Raw genomic sequence first — 23,317 nt, forward strand, 5'->3', positions numbered from 1 at the left:
AAGTTTTAAAGTTCAACAGGCCTTTTGGGGTCTGCGCACCATTCGCTCCAGCCACCTGCATACAGGCGTGAGCCTTTAAAGCCAGCAAGCTCCATCGCTAGAAGGTTATGGCAGGCAGTGACGCCAGATCCACATTGGTGAATAACTTCAGAAGCTTTAGTGGTCCCGAGGAATGCTGAAAATTCTTTGAATAACTGCTCAGGAGTTTTGAATGCAGTCGCATTGAGATTATTTTTGAAGAAGCGATTCATTGCACCGGGAATATGCCCGCCAACTGGATCCAGCGTTTCATTTTGACCATGAAAGCGATCTTCAGTGCGTGCATCGATGATTTTGTTTTTCTTTGTCTCTAGATTAGCCGCCACTTCATCAACTAGAACTAGGCCCGCATAAGGCATCGCTCCAATAGCTTCGGTGCAAGGGCTAGGCGATTTTGGAATAGAGCCCATAGGACCATTCCAAGAATCTAAGCCACCATCTAGCACTCGAACATTAGCGTGTCCTGTTGCCTTGAGCATCCACCACAAACGGCTGGCATACACTGAGCCTTGTTTGTCATAGGTAACTACTAAGGTATTGGGGTTAATGCCCAAGCGCGTTTTAGTTTTAGCCCAGGCTTCTGGACTGGGCAGGGGATGTCTGCCGTTCGTGCCAGTCTTGTTTCCTGAGAGATCTTTATCGAGGTCTACATAAATGGCACCAGGAATATGACTTTCTTCGTAGGATTTTTTGCCGATCAGTGGGTCGACTAAATCAAAGCGACAGTCACAGAGCAATACATTTTCACCGCTATTAATGATTTCTTCTAACTGGTTAGCTGAGATTAGAGGAGTCATGATGCTTCCTATTTTTAGTGATGGGGGTTATTAATAAAGGGTATTAATAAAACCGTAAAGTTCGTTTTGATTATGCGTCTTCGAAGTTCATGACCCGGCGATACCACTCATGAAAATGTTGCATGCCATCTTCCATTGGGCTCTGATATGGGCCTACTTCATTAATGCCGCGGGCAAGTAGGGCTGCTCGGCCCTGATCCATGCGCTCAGCAATTTCATCATCCTCGATGCAAGTTTCCATATAAGCAGCACGTTCTGCTTCCACAAATTCACGCTCAAACAAAGCGATTTCTTCTGGATAGTAGAACTCAACAATATTGCGTGTTTTGCTGGGACCCATAGGGTGCAGTGTTGATACGCACAGAACGCCTGGGTACCACTCCACCATGACATTGGGGTAATAGGTAAGCCAGATGGCACCATGGCGTGGGGCTTTGCCGTCAAATTGACGAAGTACAGCTTCATGCCAGTTGCGATAGGTTGGTGAGCCTGGAATTTGTAAATCTTTGTGAATGCCAACGGTTTGAACGCTATGCCAATCGCCGAACTCCCAGTGTAGATCTTCGCAAGAAACAAACTTTCCAAGGCCTGGATGAAATGGCACAACGTGATAGTCCTCGAGATAAACCTCGATGAATGTTTTCCAGTTGTAGTTGCATTCATGTACTTCAACATGGTCAAGAACGTAACCTTCAAATTTGAGGTCATCGGCAACGCCCAGTTTGGCGAGGTCAGTGCGTACGTCGCGTGGACCTTCGAATAGGAGTCCTTGCCAATTTTGTAAAGGGGATTTGCCAAGATTTAAACAAGGCTTATCTTCAAAGTGAGGGGCACCTAATAAATTGCCGCCTAAGTCATAAGTCCAGCGATGTAATGGGCAAACAATATTGTCAGCTTTACCGCGACCATTGAGCATCAATGCTTGACGATGGCGACAAACATTGGAAAGGAGTTCTACGCCAGACTCATTGCGAACAAGTATGCGACCTTCGTTTTCTGCGCTTAAAGTTTGATAGGAGCCCATTTCAGGCACCATCAATTCGTGACCAACATAGCCGGGCCCCTGCTTAAAAAGCAGTTCGATTTCCCGCTGATACAGGTCAGCGTCAAAATATGCCGAAACCGGCAATTGCAAATTGGACGGCGCAAGCTTCTGCGCGGTAGCCAGATTAGTCATTCTCCCCACCCCCGAAAACGTCAGCCGAAGCTAAGCGGAATAACCAATCCAACCATCGACGGATCGATATTGGAAAGGAAGGGGTGGATTATACCCATCCAAACGGCTTCTCGCTTTAATATATAGGGCTGTCCGTGTGGGAAATACCAAGGAATCCAGCTTATGCCAGCCAAGAAGTCAGAGAGTCAAAAACCCGGTCTTGAGGTCCAAATTGACCCCGATTTACGCTATGAGCAAGCCGTTAAAGAGCTTGAAAAGCTCATTTCCGATATGGAATCTGGCAAATTTTCCCTAGAAGAAACCTTGTTAGCCTATCAACGAGGCGCAGCCTTGCTAAAACATTGTCAGGGAATGTTGGCTCAAGTTGAGCAACAAGTGCGAGTGTTCGAGGCTTAATTGGGCACTGCTTTTCAATTTCAGGAGTGGATTACCTATCACTCCGAGCGAACTGAGTTGGCGTTAGATCGCTTGCTCGATTCCGCGCAAACTACGCCGCATCGTTTACATGAGGCTATGCGTTACGCAGCGCAAGGTGGCGGCAAGCGTATTCGTCCTTTATTAGTTTATGCCGCAGGTCAACTTGGCAATAACGCCGAAAGTAGCGAATCATTGGATGCTGCGGCTGTAGCAATTGAGTGTATTCATGCTTATTCATTGGTACATGATGATTTGCCATGCATGGATGATGATGACTTACGTCGCGGTCGTCCGACAGTGCACAAAGCTTTTGATGAAGCAACAGCATTACTCGTTGGGGATGCATTACAAACGCGCGCTTTTGAAATCTTGGCCAATGCAAATGGTGATGCGCAAGTTCGCCTCAACATGATTTCTGCATTAGCGGCTGCCTCTGGCTCACGCGGCATGGCGGGTGGTCAGGCAATTGATTTAGAAAGTGTTGGCAAGAAATTAGACCTGGATGGTCTAAAGCAAATGCATGCTATGAAAACAGGAGCTTTGTTGTCATGCGCTGTGGAATTAGGCGGTATTACTGCCCACCTAAATCCAGCGCAAATGGCGCATTTGAAAAGTTACTCAAAGTCCCTGGGATTAGCCTTTCAGATTGTGGATGATGTGCTGGACGCCACCGCGGATAGTCAAACCTTGGGTAAGACGGCTGGCAAGGACGCTGCTGCTAATAAGCCGACCTACGTGACCTTGATGGGTTTAGACTATGCACAGAAGCAGGCTAAAGAGTTGCAAGAAACAGCAATCGCTAGCTTGGATAGTTTTGGTGCATCTGCACAAGCATTAAAAGATTTAGCTCTCTTGGTTGTCAATCGCGGCAAGTAAGAGATCAATAAGAATAATAAGAGAAATTCATCAGTACAGATTATTTAGGTTCAATGACTTTACATTCCATTAACTCCCCCGACGATCTCAAAAAACTCTCCCGCGAAGAGCTACCAGCTTTAGCTGATGAGTTGCGCGAGTTTGTCTTGGATTCTGTATCCAAGACGGGTGGACATCTGTCGTCCAACTTGGGAACGGTAGAGCTCTCTATTGCCTTGCACTACGTATTTGATACCCCAGACGATCGCATTGTTTGGGATGTTGGCCATCAGAGTTACCCACATAAGATTCTGACTGGTCGTCGTGAACGCATGGGTAGCTTGCGTCAGCACAAGGGCCTATCAGGCTTTCCGCATCGCTCTGAAAGTGAGTTTGATGCTTTTGGTACCGGTCATTCATCCACGAGTATTTCTGCAGCAATGGGTATGGCGCGTGCGTTTCAAACCAAAGGCGAACGACATGTAGCCGTAGCAGTGATTGGTGATAGTGCGATGACTGGCGGTATGGCTTTTGAGGCCATGAATAATGCCGGTGTATACGACGACTTACCCCTCGTAGTGATTTTGAATGACAACGACATGTCGATCTCGCCTGCTGTGGGCGCGCTCAATCGCCATCTGGCTAGATTGCTTAGTGGCAATATTTATTCGGCGACGAAAAAAGGCATTGATAGTGTTTTATCAATTGCGCCTCCTTTGCGTGAGTTTGCTAAACGCCTTGAAGATCACGCTAAAGGAATGGTTTCTCCATCGACAATCTTCCAAGAGTTTGGCTTTAATTATTTCGGCCCGATTGATGGCCATGATTTAGATGCCTTGATCCCGATGCTGCAGAACGTGCGTCGCTTGGCTTTAGAAGGTCGCGGACCCCAGTTCTTGCACGTGGTGACTAAAAAAGGTCAAGGCTATGAATTGGCTGAGGCTGATCCTGTGCTCTATCACGGCCCTAGTAAATTTAATCCTGAAGAGGGTGTCAAAAAATCAGCCGCCAGCAAAAAAACGTTTACTCAAGTATTTGGTGAGTGGTTATGCGACATGGCGCATGCAGATCCTTTATTGGTGGGCATTACTCCAGCCATGCGAGAGGGTTCTGGTTTAGTTGAATTTGAGAAGAGTTTCCCTAAGCGTTACTACGACGTCGGTATCGCTGAACAGCACGCGGTCACTTTTGCAGCTGGTATGGCATGTGAAGGCATGAAACCAGTAGTAGCGATTTACTCTACTTTCTTACAGCGCGCGTATGACCAACTCATTCACGATGTGGCGATACAGGATTTGCCGGTGTTGTTTGCATTAGATCGCGCTGGTCTCGTTGGTGCTGATGGCGCTACGCACGCTGGCGCTTATGACATTCCATTCTTGCGTTGTATTCCGAATATGCTAGTGATGACGCCGGCAGATGAATCGGAATGCCGCGACTTGTTAACGACTGCCTTTCATCAGCCACATCCAAGCGCAGTGCGCTATCCGCGTGGTGCAGGCGTTGGCACTATCCCATCTAAAGAATTACGCACTCTGCCATTTGGCAAAGGTGAGATTCGTCGCAAATCCACTGCGCCTGCTGGTCAACGTGTGGCGATATTGGCGTTTGGCACTTTGCTCTACCCAGCACTCGAAGTGGCTGAAGGGATTAATGCAACGGTGGCCAATATGCGCTTTGTAAAGCCGCTCGATGTAGATCTCATCCAATCGTTAGCGGCTGATCATGATTATTTTGTGACGATTGAGGATGGGGCTATTGCCGGTGGTGCAGGTAGCGCTTGTTTAGAGGCGCTCTCGAATCTCGGTATTCAGAAACCCCTCTTGCAATTAGGTCTTCCTGATCAATTTATCGAGCATGGTGACTACAGCCTGCTGATGACCAAGTATGGCTTGGATGTTGAGGGTATTGCTAACTCCATCAAACAACGTTTTCCGGCAATATTGACCATAAATACTACGCTGTTAGGCAAATAAGCCCGTTTTGCCTGAAAATAGAGCCATGAATGACTTTAATCCCGCATTTCTGAAAGCCAGCGCAATGCCTGACGTGCAATCCACTTTGGATGAGCGGGCACTGCCTATTGAGCAAGTTGGTATTCGTGGCGTACGTCATCCACTGACCATTCGCAGCAAGACGGGTAACTTCCCATCGGTTGGAACTTTTGAGATGGATGTGGCCTTACCTGCGCATGTAAAGGGTACGCACATGTCGCGATTCATGGCGCTTCTCCAAAAACAAGATGCGGCTGTGGATAGCACCACCATTGTTGCCTTAGTTCGTGATATGTTGCCTTTGCTCGATGCTAAAGAAGGCCACGTGCAATTTACTTACACACATTTCGTAAAAAAAGCAGCGCCGGTTTCTGGTGTAGAAAGTTTGATGGATTACGAAGTGACTTGGATGGCAACAGCCAAGCAAAATGCAACAGGCGGCGCTGATATTGAATTGGGTTTACGCGCACAAGTTCCAGTAATGAGTTTGTGTCCTTGCTCAAAAGAGATTTCTGAGTTTGGTGCACATAATCAACGTTCACACGTCACTATGACTGTAGCGTTGGATTCTGAAACGCAGATGACAGTGGAGGATTTAGTTGCCGCTGCTGAAAGCGAAGCTTCTAGCGAGTTATGGGGATTGCTGAAACGTCCCGATGAGAAATGGGTTACTGAGCATTCTTATAGCAACCCGAAGTTTGTAGAAGACTTAGTGCGTGACGTAGCCGGCAATCTCAAGGCAGATCAGCGTATCCGCTCTTTTGTGGTGGAGGCTGAGAACTTTGAATCCATTCACAACCACAGCGCATTCGCCAGAATCAGTCATCAGAAATAGGCAAATTCAGATAGGCAATAAATCTATTTCAGGTTATTGCTTTGCAAATCCCAGCGGGGTTTGATATCAAAGGCTCCAGAAGTTGTGGAGCCATTATTTTTCTCGATCATGCGCAGCGCCCCAGCAAAAGCGATCATCACGCCGTTATCCGTGCAGAGTTCAAGCGGCGGGTAATGTACTTCAAAACCATTATGTTTCGCTTTGTCATTGAGTGCAGCACGTAGTTGCAAATTGGCACCAACGCCACCTGCGAGCACTAAATGTTTGCAGGCCGTTTGTTTGAGTGCTTTCTCGGACTTACTGACAAGAACTGCCACGATGGAGTCAACAAAACTTCTAGCAAGATCCGCGTGAAATTGTGCAACCTCTGAAGGGTTCACAATATTTTTTTCTGCAAACTTTTTCGCTTGATTGAGAACGGCCGTCTTTAATCCAGAGAAAGAAAAATCTAAATCACCAGAGTGCAACATGGGTTTAGGTAAATCAAAAATACCTGGGCGGCCTTGCTCTGCCAATTTAGAAATAGCTGCGCCACCGGGGTAATCCAAGCCGAGTAATTTGGCCGTCTTATCAAAGGCTTCTCCCGCCGCATCATCCAAGGTTTCGCCAAGCAGCTCGTATTGACCAATTCCGGAGACTTTCATGAGTTGCGTGTGGCCACCAGATACCAGCAAGGCAATAAAGGGGAATTGAGGGGCGGTTTGGCCCAAAAGCGGGGAAAGTAGGTGTCCTTCGAGGTGATGTACCCCTATAGACGGTAAATTGAGACCTTGGGCTAGGGATTTAGCAAAAGCGCTTCCTACCAGGAGGGCGCCAGCCAATCCGGGGCCCTGAGTGAATGCCACAGCATCAATATCGGCCAATTTGAGGCCAGATTGGGCTAAGGATTGGTCTAAGAGGGGTAAAACACGACGAATATGGTCGCGGGAGGCTAATTCGGGGACAACGCCCCCATAGTCCCGGTGCATGGCGATTTGAGAGTGCAGGCCCTGGCCCAATATGCCCTGGAAGGCCGGTTTACCCTCTTCCCAAGGCGTGGTGTTGTATAAAGCCACCCCGGTCTCGTCACAAGAAGTTTCTATTCCTAAAACAATCATTTTTTTACTTAGCCGTGCTAGAATCGCAATTCAGTTAATTTTTCGATATCTATCGAGCATATACGAGTTAAATAAGTATGACTACAGTCCGCCTCCGCGAAAACGAACCATTTGAAGTGGCATTGCGCCGTTTCAAGCGCACCATTGAAAAGAATGGCCTTTTGACAGACTTGCGTGCACGCGAGTTCTACGAGAAGCCAACGGCTGAACGTAAGCGCAAGAAGGCTGCAGCTGCTAAGCGCCATTACAAGCGTATTCGTAGCCAAATGTTGCCTAAGAAGCTTTACTAATAGAATTTAAAAGCTCTCCTCACCGAGAGGCTTTGAAACCCGCTGACGGTGAAACGCAGCGGGTTTTTGCTTTTTAATCACCATTATTAAATGTTCGACGTTTTATATTCAACACCAGGAATAAAGCCATGAGTCTAAAAGATCAAATCACCGAAGATATGAAAAATGCTATGCGCGCCAAAGAAGTTGAGCGCCTAGGAACGATTCGTCTTTTATTGGCGGCGATCAAGCAACGCGAAGTCGACGAGCGCATCGTGGTTGACGATGCTGGTGTGATTGCAACTGTCGAAAAAATGATTAAGCAACGTAAAGATTCGATCTCTCAATTTGAAAAAGCCAATCGCGATGATTTAGTTGCGATTGAATCTGCTGAGATGGTGATTTTGCAAACCTACTTGCCGGCGCAGTTATCCGATGCTGAAGTAGAAGCTGCAGTGGCTGCTGCCGTTGCTTCAACTGGCGCTGCAGGCCCACAGGATATGGGTAAGGTCATTGGCGTACTGAAAGGTCAATTGGCTGGCAAAGCAGATATGGGTAAAGTATCTGGCTTGGTAAAAGCCACATTGGCGAAGTAAGTAAACTCAGTAGCTAGTCAAGAAAGCAAAATCCTTTCATACTGGCTACATGGCGCTCATTCCACAATCCTTCATTGCCGATCTTTTAAATCGGGTTGATATCGTTGATGTGGTTGGGCAGCACGTTAAGCTAAAAAAAGCGGGCGCGAACTTTCAGGGTTTGTGCCCCTTCCATTCAGAGAAGTCCCCATCATTTTCAGTTTCACCTACTAAACAGTTTTATCATTGCTTTGGTTGTGGCGCCCATGGATCTGCCATTAGTTTCTTAATGGAGTATTCCGGACTTGGATATGTGGATGCTATTGAAGATCTTGCGCGTTCCGTAGGCTTAGATGTGCCTCGTGAAGAGCGCACTGCAAATGATGTAGCGAGACAGCAGCAAGCAATGGCATTGAGTGAGGTGATGAGCACTGCTGCAGATTGGTATCGCCAACAACTCAAAGGCAATACCAGGGCAGTTGAGTATTTAAAGGGCCGTGGACTCACTGGTGAGATTGCTAAGCGTTATGCCTTAGGTTATGCGCCTGACGGCTGGCAGGGTCTTGAAGCAGTATTTGGCCCCTACTCTAATGATGAGGTTGCCAAGACTTTGCTAGAGGGCGGTTTACTGATTCAGGGTGAACAGTCCGAAGGTGCAAATGTAAAGCGCTACGACCGTTTCCGTGACCGCATTATGTTTCCTATTCGCAATCCCAAAGGTCAAACCATTGGCTTTGGTGGACGGATCTTGGATCAAGGTGAACCCAAGTATTTAAATTCTCCTGAGACGCCATTGTTCTCAAAAGGCAATACGCTTTATGGCTTGTTTGAAGCAAGACAAGCGATTCGTACCCAGGAATATGTTTTGGTGTGCGAAGGTTATATGGATGTTGTTGCCTTAGCGCAATTGGGTTTTCCAAACGCGGTTGCAACACTGGGTACAGCTTGTACAGCAAACCATGTACGCATGCTACTCAGACAAACCGATAAAGTGGTTTTCTCATTTGATGGTGACTCCGCTGGTCAACGTGCTGCCCAGCGTGCTCTTGAAGCATGTTTGCCGCTCATGTCAGATGATAAAGAAATTCGCTTCTTATTCTTACCGACAGAGCATGACCCTGATAGCTATGTTCGTGCTTATGGCGCACCTGCTTTTGAGAAGGTGATTAAAGAGGCTATGTCTATCTCTAGCTTCTTCTTTAAGGTTGTTAGTGAGGGTCACGAGCAAACTACCCCAGAAGGTCGAGCCCATACCCATCATGCCGCTAAGCCACTTTTACTCTCGATGCCTCCCATTGCTTTGCGTACGCAAATTCTGCGCGAACTCGCGATTCGCACCAATACTACCCCTGCAGAACTAGAAGCATTTTGTGGTTTAACAGTAGCGCCCGCACCTGTTCGTCAAACTACTTATCAGCCAGCACAGGCGCGCTATCAAGGTGGACAAGGTAATCAAGGCAACCGAAATAGCCAAAATAATTTTTCTAATAATGGCAATCGTCAAGGCGCGCCTTGGCAAGCATCCAAAGGTTCTGCAAAAAGAGTTGCTACTCAAAATATCGAGCCACCCAAAGCGCCAACGGATTTAGCCGAGCAAATGCTGCGAGTGATTATCCAGTTTCCGCATTTAGGAAAAGCATTGGATGAAAATAAGCGCGCACTAGCATTGAAGGCGGCAGAGCAGAGATCTGAAAAAGCCCACGCTTTAATGAAAGATCTTTTGTCACAGTGTGACTTGGTTGAGTTGATTCCAGGCGAGGGCAATAAACCAGCGATCGCAGGTGCCGGCGCATTTGCCATGTTCCAAGATCAACTCTCTCGTAGTGAGTTGGCTCCTCTGTATGAGGTCCTGAGAAATCGAGTAATGGGCTCTGATTTGGAGTTAGAGGGTGCAGCTGCTGATCTTGAGGGGGCATTCAAAAAGCTGGAATTAACCCATCTCAAGCAGGAAATGACTGAAATCGCCCAAAAGATCTCTGGAAGCATTGCTTCTGAGCAAGACAAAGCCCGTTATCGGGAATTGGGCGAAAAGCTGAAATTCTCCTAAGAATTTACTGAAACACCCCTAGAAATCCCCCGAAATTACCCCATATTTTTAAGTGTTACGGAGGTAAAAAAGTCGCAATCGACTATAATCCTCTGTTCCCAAGAAAAAACCGATTTAATTCAGCCACTTGCGCTTTATTTTGATGAAATTTGGGGTAAGTGAGTAAGTGAGTTACTACGGGGCTGTGTTTCATCAGTCGATATCAATAACAGTAATGTGAATAAGTGCTAATAAATGCCGAATACCAAGACCAAAAAACCAGCTCCCAAAGCGAAAGCTCCAGCTAAGCCAGTAAAAGCTGCTGCAAAGCCAGCGGCTAAAGCAAAAACTCCTGCAAAGCCAGTGAAGGCTGCAGCCAAACCAGTTGCTAAAGCGAAGACTCCGGCAAAGCCGGCTCCAAAAGCGAAAGCTCCAGCTAAACCAGTAAAAGCTGCTGCTAAGCCGGCACCTAAAGCTAAAGCGCCGATTAAGCCTGCTCCAAAAGCGAAAGCTCCAGCAAAACCGGTAAAGGCTGCTGCAAAGCCTGCACCTAAGGCCCCAGCTAAGACTCCAGCAAAACCGACAAAAGCTGTTGCAAAGCCGGCAGCAAAAGTACCAACAAAGGTACCTGCCAAGCCAGTTGCCAAAGCACCTGCGAAAGCAGTCAAGACAGAAGTCAAGGTTGAGCCAGTAAAAAAAGGTAAAGCTGCGCCTGTATCTAAACCTGAACCAGTTAAAGCGGTGAAGGAAACAAAAGAAGCTAAAGAAACAAAAGAAGCAAAAGAAACCAAAGGTAAAAAAGCCACGGTTGCTGAAGTAGAAGTTCCAGCTGCCGATGAGGAAAAAAAGCGCGGCCGTAAAGCGAAAGCGGATGCCCCTGCAGAAAATGCAGAGCCAGTATTGACGGATCGTCAAAAAGCCCGTGAGCGTAAAGCTAAAGAAAAGGCGCTCTTAAAAGAATTCGCAGCACAGCAGTTAGGCACCGAAGAGCAACAAGAGTTACGTCGTGCTCGTTTAAAGACTTTGATCAAGATGGGTATGTCCAAGGGTTACTTAACCCATGGCGAGATGAATGACGTGATGTCTGATGAGTTGTCTGATGCCGACGCATTAGAGACTTTGATCAGCTTGCTCAATGACATTGGTATTACTGTTTACGAACAAGCGCCCGATGCTGAAACCTTAATTCTTTCTGACAACACAGAAGCTGCAGCTTCCGAAGAAGAGGCTGAAGAAAAGGCTGAAGCAGCCCTTTCCACTGTGGATTCAGAGTTTGGTCGTACAACCGATCCAGTACGCATGTATATGCGTGAGATGGGTACAGTGGATTTGCTGACTCGCGAAGGCGAGATCGTTATTGCGAAGAAGATTGAAGCCGGCCTCAAAGATATGGTGATGGCTTTGGCTGCTTGCCCCGTAACGATTGCGGAGATTCTGAGCAACGTTGACAAGATCGCCAGTGGTGAGATGGAGATTGACCAGTTTGTTGATGGTCTAGTTGATCCTAACGCAGAAGATATTAAGCTTGGACCTGAAGAGCCAGAAATTGATCCGGACGCTGAAGAGGGTGATGAAGATGGCGGTGAAGACGAAGGCGGCGGCGGTGGTGGCGGTGCTGCAACTGCGAATGCCAAGCAACTAGAAGAGTTAAAGCAGATTTCTTTAGAGAAGTTTGCGATCGTACGCACACAAGCTGACAAGATGCGTCGTGCTTTCGATAAAGATGGCTACAATTGCCCAGCCTACATCAAGGCGCAGGACGGGATTCGCGCTGAATTGCTTGGTTTCCGTTTGACAGCGAAGAGTGTTGAGAAGTTATGTGACACTATGCGCTCACAAGTAGACCAGGTATGGAAACTCGAGCGTGGCATCGTAAGTCTTTTGGTAGATAAAGTTGGCGTTAATCGTAGCGAAGTATTAAAGGACTTCCCTAAGATGTCTATGAATTTGACTTGGACTGAGAAGTTGCTTAAAGAGAATAAGCCTTACAGCGCACTCTTGCAACGTAACGTCCCTGCAATTCAAGAACTTCAACAGAAGTTGATTGATATTCAGAAGAATGTTGTTATTCCACTTCCAGAATTAAAAGAAGTAAACAAGCAGATGATCGCTGGCGAGAAGCGTGCCCGTGAAGCGAAACGTGAGATGACGGTAGCCAACTTACGTTTGGTAATCTCCATTGCTAAGAAATACACCAACCGCGGCTTGCAGTTCTTGGACTTGATTCAAGAAGGCAACATCGGCTTGATGAAAGCGGTAGATAAGTTTGAATACCGTCGTGGCTATAAGTTCTCTACCTATGCAACATGGTGGATTCGTCAGGCGATTACTCGTTCGATTGCTGACCAGGCCCGTACGATCCGTATCCCTGTTCACATGATTGAGACAATCAACAAGATGAACCGTATCAGCCGTCAGATCTTGCAAGAAACTGGCCATGAGCCAGATGCTGCAACCTTGGCGCTGAAGATGGAGATTCCTGAAGATAAGATCCGCAAGATCATGAAGATTGCTAAAGAGCCTATCTCCATGGAGACACCAATTGGTGACGATGAAGATTCTCATTTGGGCGACTTTATTGAAGATGGCAATACATTGGCTCCAGCCGAAGCAGCATTGCATGACTCTATGCGTGATGTGGTGAAGGACGTTCTTGATTCATTAACACCACGTGAAGCAAAAGTATTGCGTATGCGCTTTGGTGTTGAGATGAGCACTGATCACACTCTCGAAGAAGTCGGCAAGCAGTTTGACGTTACTCGTGAGCGTATTCGTCAGATCGAAGCTAAGGCCCTGAGAAAAATGCGTCATCCAAGCCGTAGCGACAAACTCAAGACCTTCCTCGAGGAAGATTGATTGTCTAGCACTTCGATATCGTGAGTCCTTTATAAAAAAGGATTCACGATCTGCAGTCTCTTATCAATTACTTGCCGGTGCTGCATATCTTCTGAGTACAGTTTTTCGCATCCTGCTTGCAAAGCCGCAGCAATAATCATTGAATCATAGTGATGGTATCCATATCGCCTGGACACCATCAATCCAGTTTCAAAAGTATCTATATCAAGCGATCTTACGTTGAATGTAGACGTAAATAAATCTAAGAATTCATCCAGCTCACTATTAGATATTTTTATTTTTCTAATGCTAGCAGAAGTAAATTCATTAAGCACTTGAACGCTTATTACGTTCGATTGCTGTAAATTTTTAGTAACCCAGTCTGCTTTTTTGGTATCTGATGATAGTAAATAAAGTAGGGTATTGGTATCAAAAAATATCTTCTTAGCGTTCATTCAATTCAGATCTATCAAAGTGAAAATCAGCGGGCATGCGACCACGAAATTTTCTCAAACTTTGAAGCCTATCCTGCAGGGAAGGTTTCTTCTTAACTTGGAAATGCTTTTTATCCGCAACATGGACCTCAATGTCATCCCCTTCTTTTAGCTCTAAAAATTCGACCACTTGAGCTGGTAGACGAATGGCAAGGCTGTTCCCCCATTTTGATACGACCATGATTTTCATCTCCTTTAGATATACATATAATAATGTATATCTAAATAAAAACCAACATTTCAGCAAGTGCATACCAATCAATCATTTGAAGAGCCCCTTCAATTACAATGAGTGGTTAGGGCCCATAGCTCAGTTGGTTAGAGCAGGGGACTCATAAGAAAGAAGCCCTAGGGGTCTTGTAGCAAAGACCTCAATAGATTCAAGAGCTTAGTGGTGGTTAAGACATATAAAATTGCTTACACACCGCTTACACACCAGAGCAAAAACCGAGGTGTGTAGTAAATGCGGTTTTAGTGTGGTTTTGAAGTAAAAACACCAGCAGCAAGGTGTGTAGTAAATGTAACGATTTAGGGCCCATAGCTCAGTTGGTTAGAGCAGAGGACTCATAGCGAAAGTTGTGCCTTATGCGTGGAAACTGCATAAGGGATGGTGTCAAATTCGGAGAAAGCTAAATGTAGCCAAAAGCTGCACAAGCTAACGCCGAGCGAAGCTTAGTAAGAAATTGCTTTGAACGTGTAGAGACTAGACGGCACCCACCTAAGTCGAAAGATATGGTGAAGGCATAGTCCAGGGAGTAGTGAAAGCTACACAAACCGGAATCCTTTGGTCCCAGGTTCAAGTCCTGGTGGGCCCACCAGAAAAGCAAACCCTCATCAGTAATGGTGAGGGTTTTGTCTTTTAGAGTTTTTAAAGTTCTTCTCTGGTGTATGGGATGCCTTCTTCATCGTAGATGCAATAAATTAAATCAAGCATTGCCTTAATTTCTTCAGACTTATCCATTGATCTAGTGCTCATGATGATGGGGGAGTAGGCATGCTTTTCATTTAATTCTAGATATACAACGTCATCACGTTTCATGCCCTGCAAGCTAAATGGAACAATGGATACACCTTCGCCTGCAGCAACAAGGCCAATAGCTATTTGTAATTCTCGAACTTCAATAATCTTTTTGGGATGAACATCCCTTTCTTTGAAACCATTTAATACTTGGTCTGCGTAACTAGGACGGGGATTTTTTGGAAAGACAATGAGATTTTCATCGGCTAAGTCTTTTAAGTTGATGGGCTTGTTTGATTTTGATAGTGGGTGCTCATAAGGAACTGCAGCAATGAGTTTTTCCTCCCTCAATACAATCCGTCTGATATTGGCGTCTTCATGACGTACTCGTCCAAAGCCAATATCAATCTTTCCATCTTTCAAAGCTTTGAGCTGTTCCATTGTTGTCATTTCATACATCCGCAATTCAATGGAATTAAATTTGGCTCGATATTTTCGAATAATTTTCGGAAGTTTTCCGTAGAGCGTTGATGCAACAAAACCGACATTCAGAATTCGGTTGATATTACCAACCCGTTGAGTCATAGCCTTGAGTTCGCCAGTTCTAGCTAAAACCTGCTTGGCATGCTCATAGAAAAAGTTGCCCGCGTCTGTCAGTTTGAGGGGTCGCGAGTTCCTAACAAACAGAGTTACGCCCAACTCTTCTTCGAGTTGTTGGATCTGTCTGCTCAAGGGCGGCTGTGCAATGAACAGTTTTTCAGAAGCTCTAGTGAAGTTCTTTTCTTCTGCAACAGCAACAAAGTAGCGTAGGTGTCTTAATTCCATATGTATACCTTTTAAGTATCAAAAGGATACCAAATCAGTCTTGGACTCGTCAAAAAGACCTGTTTAGAGTTCATTTATCGAAAAACTATACGAAATAGATATGATCAAATCAGTAGAAACCCTAATAGTTGATGTGCCGACTATCCGCCCACACAGGTTATCTGTGGCCACGATGAATGCCCAGGCTCTTGTTTTGGTGCGCATTCTTTGTAATGACGGTATTGAGGGATGGGGTGAGGCTACCACTATTGGTGGCTTGAACTACGGTGAAGAAAGTCCTGAGAGTATCAAGATAAACATTGATACCTATTTTGCTCCGCTCATTATTGGGATGAAGGCTGACCAGGTTGCTAAGGTCATGCATAAGTTGCGCACCACTATTCAAGGTAACCGTTTTGCAAAATGCGCAATTGAAACTGCGTTATTGGATGCACAAGGCAAGCGTTTAGGCATTCCAGTTAGTGAATTGCTTGGCGGTCGAGTTCGCGATCAGTTGCCTGTAGCTTGGACTCTAGCAAGCGGTAGTACTGATAAAGATATCGCTGAAGCGGAGAAGATGATTGCACTGCGCCGTCACAATATCTTCAAATTAAAGATTGGCTTACGTTCAGTCCAAGCTGACGTAGAGCATGTCTTGGCAATCAAAAAAGCACTGGGCCCAGATATTAGTGTTCGTGTAGACATAAACCAGGCTTGGAGCGAGTTAAATGCAGTTAAAGGTATTGCAGCACTGCAAGCTGGCGGCATTGATTTAATTGAACAGCCAGTTAAAGCAATTCATAAAGCCAGCATGGCTCGCCTGACCAATCAATTTGATGTTGCCATCATGGCCGATGAGGCATTGCATGGTCCTAGTGATGCATTAGAGCTTGCCAATAAATATGCAGCAGATGTATTCGCTGTGAAGATTAATCAATCCGGCGGCTTGTTTCCAGCGCTTCAAGTAGCAACTATTGCTGAGCTGTCTGGTATCAGCTTGTATGGTGGAACCATGCTTGAGGGTGCAGTAGGAACTGCCGCCTCTGCCCACGTATTTTCAACATTCAATGACCTTGCCTTCGGCACAGAGTTATTTGGACCCTTATTGCTTACTGAGGAAATCTTGGTTGAGCCACTGGTCTACAAGGATTTCAGCTTGCAAGTACCAACTGGCCCAGGCCTTGGTATCCAGCTCGATATGGAAAAAATAAATTATTTAAAGCGTCAACAAGGTCATTCCGATCAAGTTGACTTGATAACTGCCTAAATAGGAGACAGCATGTTATTTCACGTACGTATGAATGTAAATTTGCCACCGGACATGCCGGTAGCAGAAGCGACAGCCTTAAAGACAAAAGAAAAAGAGATTGCACAAGGCTTGCAATCATCTGGCAAGTGGCGTCACTTATGGCGTATTGCAGGTCAGTACGCAAATATCAGCATTTTTGATGTTGAGAGCGTAGATGAGTTGCATACAGCAATTTCCACACTGCCACTCTTCCCATATATGCAAATTGAAGTAATGCCTTTATGTAGACATCCATCTTCTGTAAGAGGAGATGACAGTTAATCCATTGAAAACTCAACTCAACAACATTGAAATTTAGTAAATCAAATTAATTATTAAGGATACAAAATGAAACATACAGAAATTGAAAAATTAGCAAAAGAATGGATCGTAGATGCAGCGGATTCTCCTGCCAATCCGCGAGTTCAGGCAATTACTCTTCGCCTGGTGACTGATTTATGCAAAGCGATTGAAGACTTAGATATCACCCCAACAGAGTTTTGGAAAGGTTTAGAGTATTTCTCAGAAGCCGGTGCCCGTAATGAATTGGGTCTTTTAGCCCCCGGTATTGGTCTAGAGCGCTTCTTAGATATACGTTCCGATGAGGCTGATGAGAAGGCTGGCCTGGCAGGCGGAACTCCCCGCACAATTGAAGGCCCTTTGTATGTTGCCGGCGCTCCAGAGTCTAAAGGTTTTGCTCGAATGGATGATGGCTCTGAAGTGGATAAAGCTGATCCACTGTTTATGCAGGGCACAGTTTTTGGCGCGGATGGTAAGCCATTAGCTAATGCAAAGGTGGAAATGTGGCATGCCAATACATTGGGTGGCTATTCATTCTTTGACAAGACTCAGCCTGCGTATAACTTACGTCGCACGATCATCACTGATGAGAATGGTCGTTATGCCATGCAAAGCATCGTGCCAAATGGTTACGGATGCCCTCCGGATGGGTCTACCCAAGCATTATTGAATCTATTGGGTCGCCATGGCCAGCGTCCGGCGCACGTGCACTATTTTGTGACGGCACCTGGTCATAGAAAGTTAACTACTCAAATCAATATTGATGGTGACAAGTACCTCTGGGATGACTTCGCTTTTGCTAGTCGTGAAGGTTTGGTACCGCCACTAGTTCGTGTAAGTGATCCAGCTGAAATGAAGGCAAAAGGTGTGAGTAAGCCTTATGTATCCATTGATTTTGATCTTCATTTAGTGGTTGAGAAGCCTGGAGCTGCTTCAGGAATTGTTGATAGAGCCCACTTCGCTGCGTAATTTGAATTTGGGGTGCTTGCACCCCCTTCATAAAGGATAAAAAAATGATCCCAATTCATGTAGATAACAGTCCAAAACTCAAAAGCCTTGATGAATTTCTAGTCGAGGATAAAGAGAAGGGCGACTATCGTCTTCACCGTAGTGCTTTTACCGATAAAGATTTGTTTGAATTAGAGATGAAGCACATCTTTGAGGGTAATTGGATTTATTTGGCGCACGAAAGTCAAATCCCAAACATCAATGATTACTACTCTACCTATATTGGTAGTCAGCCAATCTTCATTTCTCGTAATCGTCAGGGTGAACTGAACGCCATGATGAATGCTTGTAGCCATCGTGGCGCTCAGTTGTGCCGTCATAAGCGCGGCAACAAGGCTACTTTCACTTGCCCATTCCACGGCTGGACATTTAATAACAGCGGAAAGCTCTTGAAGGTTAAAGATCCAGAGGAGGCCGGCTACCCAGAGTGCTTTAACAAGGAAGGCTCACACGATCTCAAGAAGGTGCCTAAGTTTGAAAGCTATCGCGGCTTCTTATTTGGTAGCTTGAATGATGATGTTGCCCCTTTAAAGGACTTTTTGGGTGAAGCCGCCAAGATCATTGACATGATTGTGGATCAATCTGCTGATGGACTCGAAGTATTGAAGGGCGCTTCAACTTATACCTTTAACGGTAATTGGAAGCTTCAGGCAGAAAACGGTGCTGATGGTTATCACGTATCTGCTGTTCATTGGAATTACGCTGCAACTACCAACCATCGTAAAGAGCAAGAAGCAATTCGCGAGGACAACATCAAGGCGATGGATGCTGGTAAGTGGGGTAAGCAGGGTGGTGGCTTCTATTCATTTGATCACGGCCATATGCTCCTCTGGACAAAGTGGGCTAATCCACAGGACCGGCCAAATTTCCCGAGGCACCAGGAATTTTCCGATAAGTTTGGCAAACCAATTGCTGACTGGATGATTGAACGCTCTAGAAATCTTTGTTTATATCCAAACGTGTACCTAATGGATCAGTTTGGCTCCCAAATTCGCGTGCTGCGCCCATTGGCTGTTGATAAAACTGAAGTCACTATCTACTGTATTGCTCCTAAAGGCGAATCAGCAGAAGCACGCTCTAGAAGAATCCGTCAATACGAGGACTTCTTTAACGTGAGCGGTATGGCTACTCCAGATGACTTAGAAGAGTTTAGAGCTTGCCAGGAAGGCTTTGCTGCAAAGACGATCGAGTGGAACGATATGTGTCGTGGTTCGGAGCATTGGATTGAAGGCGCTGACGATGCGGCTAAAGAGATCGGCTTGAAGCCCGTATTAAGTGGCTTAAAAACTGAAGATGAGGGCCTGTACACAGTTCAGCATCGCTATTGGCTTGAAACAATGAAAAAAGCAGTTGAGCAAGAGCAGGTGAGCGCATGAAAACGATCTCTATATTAGATATCAATGCATTTTTGTATTACGAGAGTCGCCTATTGGACGATGAGCAGTGGGATGAGTGGCTTAATTGCTATAGCCCAGACGCTGAATTTTGGATGCCTTCCTGGGACGATAACGATGAGTTGGTAACAAATCCACAAGAAGAAATTTCTTTGATTTATTACCCAAATCGTCAAGGCCTTGAGGATCGTGTATTCCGTATTAAGACTGAACGCTCAAGCGCAACCATGCCTGATACCAGAACCTGTCACAACATTACTAATGTTGAGTTAGAGAAGCGTGATGGTGATATTTGTACGGTTCGCTTTAATTGGCACACCCTAAGTCATCGATACAAAACCAACTACAGCTACTTTGGTATGTCTCGTTATGTAATCGACTTCTCTGGCGATAAGCCAATCATTTTGAACAAATACATCGTTCTTAAAAATGATTACATCAGTCAAGTCATTGATATCTATCACATTTAATACATCGGCGGAATGCTATGAGCTATAACATCGCACTACAGTTTGAAGACGGGGTAACTCGCTTTATTTCCTGCAACGAAGGCGAAAAACTTTCTGATGCTGCATATCGTCAGAAAGTGAATATTCCGCTTGATTGCAGGGATGGGGCTTGTGGTACCTGCCGTGGTTTATGTGAATCTGGTGATTATGATCTACCTGAGTCTAGCTATATAGAGGATGCACTTACTCCGGAAGAGGCTGCTCAGCGTCAGATCCTGGCTTGTCAGATGAAGCCCAAGTCGGATTGTGTGGTGAAGATTCCCGCATCATCTGCCGCATGTAAGACTGGATCTTCATCATTCCCAGGCAAGATTGCACAGATTGAAAAACTATCGAACTCAACAATTGGGTTCTCAATTGAGCTTGATGATCCTGCTTCTCTAACGTTTCTACCTGGCCAATATGTCAATGTGCAAATTCCAGGAACAGACTTAACTCGGGCCTATTCTTTTAGCTCTCCGCCAGGCGCATCCATTGCATCTTTTGTAGTGCGTAATGTCCCTAATGGTCGTATGAGTCAGTATCTAGCAGACATTGGTAAGTCAGGCGATGCGATTTCATTTGCCGGACCAAATGGTAGTTTCTATCTGCGCGAAGTTAAGCGTCCGGTGTTATTTCTCGCTGGTGGAACAGGTATTGCACCATTTTTATCGATGCTGGACTGTTTGGCTGCATCGGGCTCTGAGCATCCAATCAAGATGGTATTCGGTGTGACAAATGATATGGACTTGGTAGCTCTAGATCAGCTCGAAGCTATGAAAACAAAACTGCCTGATTTTGAATATCGGACGGTGGTTGCTTCATCCGAAAGTACTCATGATCGCAAAGGCTACGTCACAGAGCATATTGAAAACGAATGGTTAAACCAAGGTGAGGTGGATATTTATCTATGTGGTCCAGTAGCCATGGTAGATGCTGTACGCAATTGGTTGTCTGGCGCAGGTGTTACCCCAGCAAATTTCTTGTTTGAGAAATTTTCTCCAAGTGCTGTAGGTGCATGATGACTCAGGCGCTAAGATTTAAGAATAAAGTTGCTATTGTCACGGGTGCTGCCCAAGGGATTGGCGAAGGCGTGGCAATTGCCCTAGCTAAAGAGGGTGCCAAGGTTATTTTGGCCGACCGCTCCGATCTAGTTGATGAGGTGGCAAAGAAGCTAGGTAAGCTAAAAGCAAAGTCTTTGACGGTTAAGGTTGATTTAGAGACCTATGCTGGTGCTTCAAAGCTAATTTCAGAGGCAGTAAAGGCATTTAAAAAGATCGATATTATTGTTAATAACGTCGGTGGCACTATTTGGGCAAAGCCTTACGAGAACTATGATGAAGATCAAATAGAGGCAGAGATTCGTCGCTCCTTGTTTCCAACCTTATGGTGTTGTAGAGCTGTATTACCGGTGATGATTAAGCAACAGCATGGCGTTGTCGTAAATATTTCTTCTATTGCCACTCGCAGTATTCACCGTATTCCATATGCCGCAGCAAAAGGCGGAGTAAATGCGATGACTGCTAGCTTGGCATTTGAGCACGCTAAAGATGGTATTCGCTTTAATGCGGTCGCCACTGGTGGAACTGAAGCTCCTCCGAGAAAGATTCCGCGAAACAAGAATAAATTATCCAAGCAAGAAGAGGTTTGGTATCAAGGGATCATTGACCAAACGATTGATTCCAGTTTGATGCATCGGTATGGAACAATTGAGGAGCAGGTAAGGGCGATTTTGTTCCTGGCTTCTGATGAGTCATCTTATATCACTGGCACAGTATTACCGGTTGGTGGCGGAGATTTGGGCTAATGAAGCGCGCCTTTTTCGAAGATATTTCACCCTCTTCAATTACGGCTGGATTTCTAGTTGTATTGATTTCCTATGCTGGGCCGATGCTGATATTTTTTCAGGCCGCATCTCTAGCTCAGGTATCTAATGAAGTTCTATCTTCTTGGGTATGGGCGGTATCGTTTGGTGGTGGCATTTCCGGGATTTATCTCAGTTGGAAATACAAGATGCCGATCATTACTGCTTGGTCCGCTCCTGGCGCTGCTCTCTTAATCGCCTTATTTCCGCATATGTCGGTCAATGAGGCAATTTCTTCTTATATCACTGCCGCAATGATCATTCTATTAATTGGCATTACGGGTACCTTTGACAAGCTAATAAAGCATATACCCAAGGGAATAGCGGCCGGAATGATGGCGGGCATTCTATTTCAGTTTGGTATCAATATATTTAAATCTGTATCAACCATGCCTGCCTTGGCTTTATCGATGATTGGAATTTATCTGATATTCAAAAGGTTGATACCAAAATTCGCGATCTTAGTTGTTTTATTTTCAGGAATCGGGCTGGCATATCTCATTGGTGATGTTAATCCAGATAATTTCAGGCTAGCTTTGGCCCATCCTACATTCATCACTCCTGTGTGGACTTGGGAATCAACATTCAGCTTTGCAATACCGTTGGTTCTAGTAAGTTTGACCGGCCAATACTTGCCGGGAATGGCAATCCTCAAGTTATCGAACTATCACGTGCCCGCTAAGCCCATTATTACTTTTACAAGTTTCATGTCCCTGGTAACCGCATTCTTTGGTGGCATTACCACTACGACTGCAGCAATTACGGCAACCCTATGTACAGGCAAAGAAGCTAACGAAGATCCAAACAAGCGATATGTTGCAGGCATTTTCAGCGGCGTTTTCTTTTTAATTGGCGGTTCCTTAGCAGGTTCAATCGTTTTCATTTTTACCAGTCTTCCAAAAGAGCTCATCGCGCTTTTGGCTGGCTTAGCTTTACTTGGCGCAATCGTCACTAGCCTCATGAGCACTTTAGAAGAACCCGATCATCGTGAGGCTGCCGCAATCACATTTTTAGCAACTGCATCTGGCATGACTTTTTTAGGTCTGGGATCAGCATTCTGGGGAATTGTGATTGGATCTATTGCATATGTTGTTTTTGATAAAGATTTATTGAAATTAAAGAGTAAAGAAAAGAATGATTGATAAAACATCGGCTTCAATACATGAAGCTATTAAACAAATCAAAGATGGCTCAACCGTCATGATTGGTGGCTTTGGGACGGCTGGTCAGCCTGCGCAGTTAATTGATGCTTTGATTGAGCATGGAGCCAAAGAGCTAACAGTAGTAAACAACAACGCTGGAAATGGTGATGTCGGTTTGGCCGCCTTGCTCAAAGCAGGCCAGGTGAAAAAAATTATCTGCTCCTTTCCAAGGCAATCTGACTCTTATGAGTTTGATAAGTTGTACTACGCCAAAAAAATTGAACTCGAATTAGTCCCGCAAGGTAACTTAGCGGCTCGCATTCAGGCGGCAGGGGCTGGTCTTGGTGCTATCTATACCCCAACAGGATTTGGCACCCTCTTGGCTGAAGGCAAAGAAAGCAAAGTTATTAATGGCAAAGGCTATGTGCTTGAGTATCCGATTCATGCCGACTTTGCACTCATTAAAGCATTTAAGGGTGATCGCTGGGGCAATCTTACTTATCGAATGAGCGCTAGAAATTTTGGCCCCATTATGGCGACCGCAGCTAAATGCACCATCGCTCAGGTAAATGAAGTGGTGCCTCTGGGAGATCTAGATCCCGAGCATGTTGTTACACCGGGTATTTTTGTAAAGCACGTTGTTGCTGTGAAGGGGAAATAA

At 45.5% G+C, this 23,317-nt stretch carries 23 protein-coding genes; 17 read left to right on the forward strand and 6 right to left on the reverse strand.

Annotated elements, in window-relative coordinates; genetic code table 11:
• Window positions 1–5 precede the first annotated feature (5 nt).
• Both AOC28_RS05080 and AOC28_RS05085 read right to left on the reverse strand, forming a co-directional pair.
• A complete protein-coding gene (locus tag AOC28_RS05080; protein ID WP_072582860.1) occupies window positions 6–836 on the reverse strand; it encodes a sulfurtransferase in 831 nt (276 codons plus the stop codon).
• A 70-nt stretch (window positions 837–906) separates the two neighbouring features.
• Window positions 907–2,013 (reverse strand): aromatic ring-hydroxylating dioxygenase subunit alpha, encoded by a 1,107-nt coding sequence (locus AOC28_RS05085; protein WP_072582861.1) that lies wholly within the window; start codon window positions 2,011–2,013, stop codon window positions 907–909.
• Window positions 2,014–2,175: 162 nt separating this feature from the next.
• Between AOC28_RS05085 and xseB the strand changes: the two genes are divergently transcribed.
• From xseB to folE2, 4 genes are read left to right on the forward strand one after another with little or no spacing between them, the layout of a single operon-like run.
• Window positions 2,176–2,409 carry an exodeoxyribonuclease VII small subunit gene (xseB, locus tag AOC28_RS05090; RefSeq protein ID WP_072582862.1) on the forward strand — a complete coding sequence of 78 codons (234 nt, stop codon included), beginning with the start codon at window positions 2,176–2,178 and terminating at the stop codon, window positions 2,407–2,409.
• The gene (locus AOC28_RS05095; protein ID WP_072582863.1) at window positions 2,410–3,306 is read left to right on the forward strand and encodes a polyprenyl synthetase family protein; all 897 of its coding nucleotides are present in this window, start codon (window positions 2,410–2,412) and stop codon (window positions 3,304–3,306) included.
• Between the two features lie 53 nt (window positions 3,307–3,359).
• Window positions 3,360–5,261: a 1-deoxy-D-xylulose-5-phosphate synthase gene (gene dxs / locus AOC28_RS05100; RefSeq protein WP_072582864.1), complete on the forward strand. Its 1,902-nt coding sequence runs from the start codon at window positions 3,360–3,362 to the stop codon at window positions 5,259–5,261.
• A 25-nt stretch (window positions 5,262–5,286) separates the two neighbouring features.
• Window positions 5,287–6,114 (forward strand): GTP cyclohydrolase FolE2, encoded by an 828-nt coding sequence (gene folE2 / locus AOC28_RS05105; RefSeq protein ID WP_072582865.1) that lies wholly within the window; start codon window positions 5,287–5,289, stop codon window positions 6,112–6,114.
• A gap of 23 nt (window positions 6,115–6,137) precedes the next feature.
• Here the strand turns inward: folE2 and tsaD are convergent, their stop codons facing one another.
• Window positions 6,138–7,211: a tRNA (adenosine(37)-N6)-threonylcarbamoyltransferase complex transferase subunit TsaD gene (gene tsaD / locus AOC28_RS05110; RefSeq protein WP_072582866.1), complete on the reverse strand. Its 1,074-nt coding sequence runs from the start codon at window positions 7,209–7,211 to the stop codon at window positions 6,138–6,140.
• A 77-nt stretch (window positions 7,212–7,288) separates the two neighbouring features.
• On the opposite strand from tsaD, the gene rpsU reads away from it, so the two are divergent.
• From rpsU to rpoD, 4 genes are all read left to right on the forward strand, one after another.
• A complete protein-coding gene (gene rpsU / locus AOC28_RS05115) occupies window positions 7,289–7,501 on the forward strand; it encodes a 30S ribosomal protein S21 (protein WP_011903537.1) in 213 nt (70 codons plus the stop codon).
• Between the two features lie 128 nt (window positions 7,502–7,629).
• Window positions 7,630–8,076: a GatB/YqeY domain-containing protein gene (locus AOC28_RS05120; RefSeq protein WP_072582867.1), complete on the forward strand. Its 447-nt coding sequence runs from the start codon at window positions 7,630–7,632 to the stop codon at window positions 8,074–8,076.
• A 49-nt stretch (window positions 8,077–8,125) separates the two neighbouring features.
• Window positions 8,126–10,102, forward strand: coding sequence for a DNA primase (gene dnaG, locus AOC28_RS05125; RefSeq protein WP_072582868.1), 1,977 nt, complete (start codon window positions 8,126–8,128; stop codon window positions 10,100–10,102).
• Window positions 10,103–10,336: 234 nt separating this feature from the next.
• Window positions 10,337–12,937 (forward strand): RNA polymerase sigma factor RpoD, encoded by a 2,601-nt coding sequence (gene rpoD, locus AOC28_RS05130; RefSeq protein ID WP_072582869.1) that lies wholly within the window; start codon window positions 10,337–10,339, stop codon window positions 12,935–12,937.
• 29 nt (window positions 12,938–12,966) lie between these two features.
• Here rpoD and AOC28_RS05135 read toward each other — a convergent pair whose 3' ends face one another.
• The 3 genes from AOC28_RS05135 to AOC28_RS05145 all read right to left on the reverse strand — a co-directional run bounded on the left by AOC28_RS05135 (window position 12,967) and on the right by AOC28_RS05145 (window position 15,193).
• Window positions 12,967–13,371, reverse strand: a complete 405-nt coding sequence (locus AOC28_RS05135) for a PIN domain-containing protein (protein WP_072582870.1) — start codon at window positions 13,369–13,371, stop codon at window positions 12,967–12,969.
• On the reverse strand, window positions 13,361–13,591 hold the full coding sequence (locus AOC28_RS05140; protein ID WP_072582921.1) for an AbrB/MazE/SpoVT family DNA-binding domain-containing protein: 231 nt from the start codon (window positions 13,589–13,591) through the stop codon (window positions 13,361–13,363). Before AOC28_RS05140 ends, AOC28_RS05135 begins: the two co-directional genes overlap by 11 nt.
• Window positions 13,592–14,278: 687 nt before the next feature.
• Window positions 14,279–15,193 carry a LysR family transcriptional regulator gene (locus AOC28_RS05145; RefSeq protein ID WP_143143881.1) on the reverse strand — a complete coding sequence of 305 codons (915 nt, stop codon included), beginning with the start codon at window positions 15,191–15,193 and terminating at the stop codon, window positions 14,279–14,281.
• Window positions 15,194–15,293: 100 nt separating this feature from the next.
• Between AOC28_RS05145 and AOC28_RS05150 the strand changes: the two genes are divergently transcribed.
• From AOC28_RS05150 to AOC28_RS05190, 9 genes are all read left to right on the forward strand, one after another.
• Window positions 15,294–16,439: a muconate/chloromuconate family cycloisomerase gene (locus AOC28_RS05150; protein ID WP_072582872.1), complete on the forward strand. Its 1,146-nt coding sequence runs from the start codon at window positions 15,294–15,296 to the stop codon at window positions 16,437–16,439.
• Window positions 16,440–16,451: 12 nt separating this feature from the next.
• Window positions 16,452–16,742: a muconolactone Delta-isomerase gene (gene catC / locus AOC28_RS05155; protein ID WP_071466646.1), complete on the forward strand. Its 291-nt coding sequence runs from the start codon at window positions 16,452–16,454 to the stop codon at window positions 16,740–16,742.
• A 66-nt stretch (window positions 16,743–16,808) separates the two neighbouring features.
• A complete protein-coding gene (gene catA, locus AOC28_RS05160; protein ID WP_072582873.1) occupies window positions 16,809–17,729 on the forward strand; it encodes a catechol 1,2-dioxygenase in 921 nt (306 codons plus the stop codon).
• Between the two features lie 44 nt (window positions 17,730–17,773).
• Window positions 17,774–19,144 carry a benzoate 1,2-dioxygenase large subunit gene (gene benA / locus AOC28_RS05165; protein WP_072582874.1) on the forward strand — a complete coding sequence of 457 codons (1,371 nt, stop codon included), beginning with the start codon at window positions 17,774–17,776 and terminating at the stop codon, window positions 19,142–19,144.
• Complete coding sequence (gene benB, locus AOC28_RS05170) at window positions 19,141–19,632, forward strand: benzoate 1,2-dioxygenase small subunit (protein WP_071466649.1); 492 nt, start codon at window positions 19,141–19,143, stop codon at window positions 19,630–19,632. Before benA ends, benB begins: the two co-directional genes overlap by 4 nt.
• Before the next feature lie 17 nt (window positions 19,633–19,649).
• Window positions 19,650–20,672, forward strand: a complete 1,023-nt coding sequence (gene benC, locus AOC28_RS05175; RefSeq protein ID WP_072582875.1) for a benzoate 1,2-dioxygenase electron transfer component BenC — start codon at window positions 19,650–19,652, stop codon at window positions 20,670–20,672.
• Window positions 20,672–21,457, forward strand: coding sequence for a 1,6-dihydroxycyclohexa-2,4-diene-1-carboxylate dehydrogenase (locus AOC28_RS05180; RefSeq protein ID WP_192846856.1), 786 nt, complete (start codon window positions 20,672–20,674; stop codon window positions 21,455–21,457). Before benC ends, AOC28_RS05180 begins: the two co-directional genes overlap by 1 nt.
• Complete coding sequence (locus tag AOC28_RS05185) at window positions 21,457–22,656, forward strand: benzoate/H(+) symporter BenE family transporter (RefSeq protein ID WP_072582877.1); 1,200 nt, start codon at window positions 21,457–21,459, stop codon at window positions 22,654–22,656. The genes AOC28_RS05180 and AOC28_RS05185 overlap by 1 nt, the downstream gene beginning before the upstream one ends.
• Window positions 22,649–23,317, forward strand: coding sequence for a 3-oxoacid CoA-transferase subunit A (locus AOC28_RS05190; RefSeq protein ID WP_068949222.1), 669 nt, complete (start codon window positions 22,649–22,651; stop codon window positions 23,315–23,317). The genes AOC28_RS05185 and AOC28_RS05190 overlap by 8 nt, the downstream gene beginning before the upstream one ends.

The sequence above is a fragment of the Polynucleobacter sp. MWH-Adler-W8 genome (genome assembly GCF_001889925.1).
Classification (GTDB): Bacteria; Pseudomonadota; Gammaproteobacteria; order Burkholderiales; family Burkholderiaceae; genus Polynucleobacter.

Excerpts from the sequence above, each read along its gene's own strand:
- AOC28_RS05080 (WP_072582860.1), bottom strand. The coding sequence starts at position 836 with ATGACTCCTCTAATCTCAGCTAACCAGTTAGAAGAAATCATTAATAGC.
- AOC28_RS05085 (WP_072582861.1), bottom strand. The coding sequence starts at position 2,013 with ATGACTAATCTGGCTACCGCGCAGAAGCTTGCGCCGTCCAATTTGCAA.
- xseB (WP_072582862.1), top strand. The coding sequence starts at position 2,176 with ATGCCAGCCAAGAAGTCAGAGAGTCAAAAACCCGGTCTTGAGGTCCAA.
- dxs (WP_072582864.1), top strand. The coding sequence starts at position 3,360 with ATGACTTTACATTCCATTAACTCCCCCGACGATCTCAAAAAACTCTCC.
- folE2 (WP_072582865.1), top strand. The coding sequence starts at position 5,287 with ATGAATGACTTTAATCCCGCATTTCTGAAAGCCAGCGCAATGCCTGAC.
- tsaD (WP_072582866.1), bottom strand. The coding sequence starts at position 7,211 with ATGATTGTTTTAGGAATAGAAACTTCTTGTGACGAGACCGGGGTGGCT.
- rpsU (WP_011903537.1), top strand. The coding sequence starts at position 7,289 with ATGACTACAGTCCGCCTCCGCGAAAACGAACCATTTGAAGTGGCATTG.
- AOC28_RS05120 (WP_072582867.1), top strand. The coding sequence starts at position 7,630 with ATGAGTCTAAAAGATCAAATCACCGAAGATATGAAAAATGCTATGCGC.
- dnaG (WP_072582868.1), top strand. The coding sequence starts at position 8,126 with ATGGCGCTCATTCCACAATCCTTCATTGCCGATCTTTTAAATCGGGTT.
- rpoD (WP_072582869.1), top strand. The coding sequence starts at position 10,337 with ATGCCGAATACCAAGACCAAAAAACCAGCTCCCAAAGCGAAAGCTCCA.
- AOC28_RS05135 (WP_072582870.1), bottom strand. The coding sequence starts at position 13,371 with ATGAACGCTAAGAAGATATTTTTTGATACCAATACCCTACTTTATTTA.
- AOC28_RS05140 (WP_072582921.1), bottom strand. The coding sequence starts at position 13,591 with ATGGTCGTATCAAAATGGGGGAACAGCCTTGCCATTCGTCTACCAGCT.
- AOC28_RS05145 (WP_143143881.1), bottom strand. The coding sequence starts at position 15,193 with ATGGAATTAAGACACCTACGCTACTTTGTTGCTGTTGCAGAAGAAAAG.
- AOC28_RS05150 (WP_072582872.1), top strand. The coding sequence starts at position 15,294 with ATGATCAAATCAGTAGAAACCCTAATAGTTGATGTGCCGACTATCCGC.
- catC (WP_071466646.1), top strand. The coding sequence starts at position 16,452 with ATGTTATTTCACGTACGTATGAATGTAAATTTGCCACCGGACATGCCG.
- catA (WP_072582873.1), top strand. The coding sequence starts at position 16,809 with ATGAAACATACAGAAATTGAAAAATTAGCAAAAGAATGGATCGTAGAT.
- benA (WP_072582874.1), top strand. The coding sequence starts at position 17,774 with ATGATCCCAATTCATGTAGATAACAGTCCAAAACTCAAAAGCCTTGAT.
- benB (WP_071466649.1), top strand. The coding sequence starts at position 19,141 with ATGAAAACGATCTCTATATTAGATATCAATGCATTTTTGTATTACGAG.
- benC (WP_072582875.1), top strand. The coding sequence starts at position 19,650 with ATGAGCTATAACATCGCACTACAGTTTGAAGACGGGGTAACTCGCTTT.
- AOC28_RS05180 (WP_192846856.1), top strand. The coding sequence starts at position 20,672 with ATGACTCAGGCGCTAAGATTTAAGAATAAAGTTGCTATTGTCACGGGT.
- AOC28_RS05185 (WP_072582877.1), top strand. The coding sequence starts at position 21,457 with ATGAAGCGCGCCTTTTTCGAAGATATTTCACCCTCTTCAATTACGGCT.
- AOC28_RS05190 (WP_068949222.1), top strand. The coding sequence starts at position 22,649 with ATGATTGATAAAACATCGGCTTCAATACATGAAGCTATTAAACAAATC.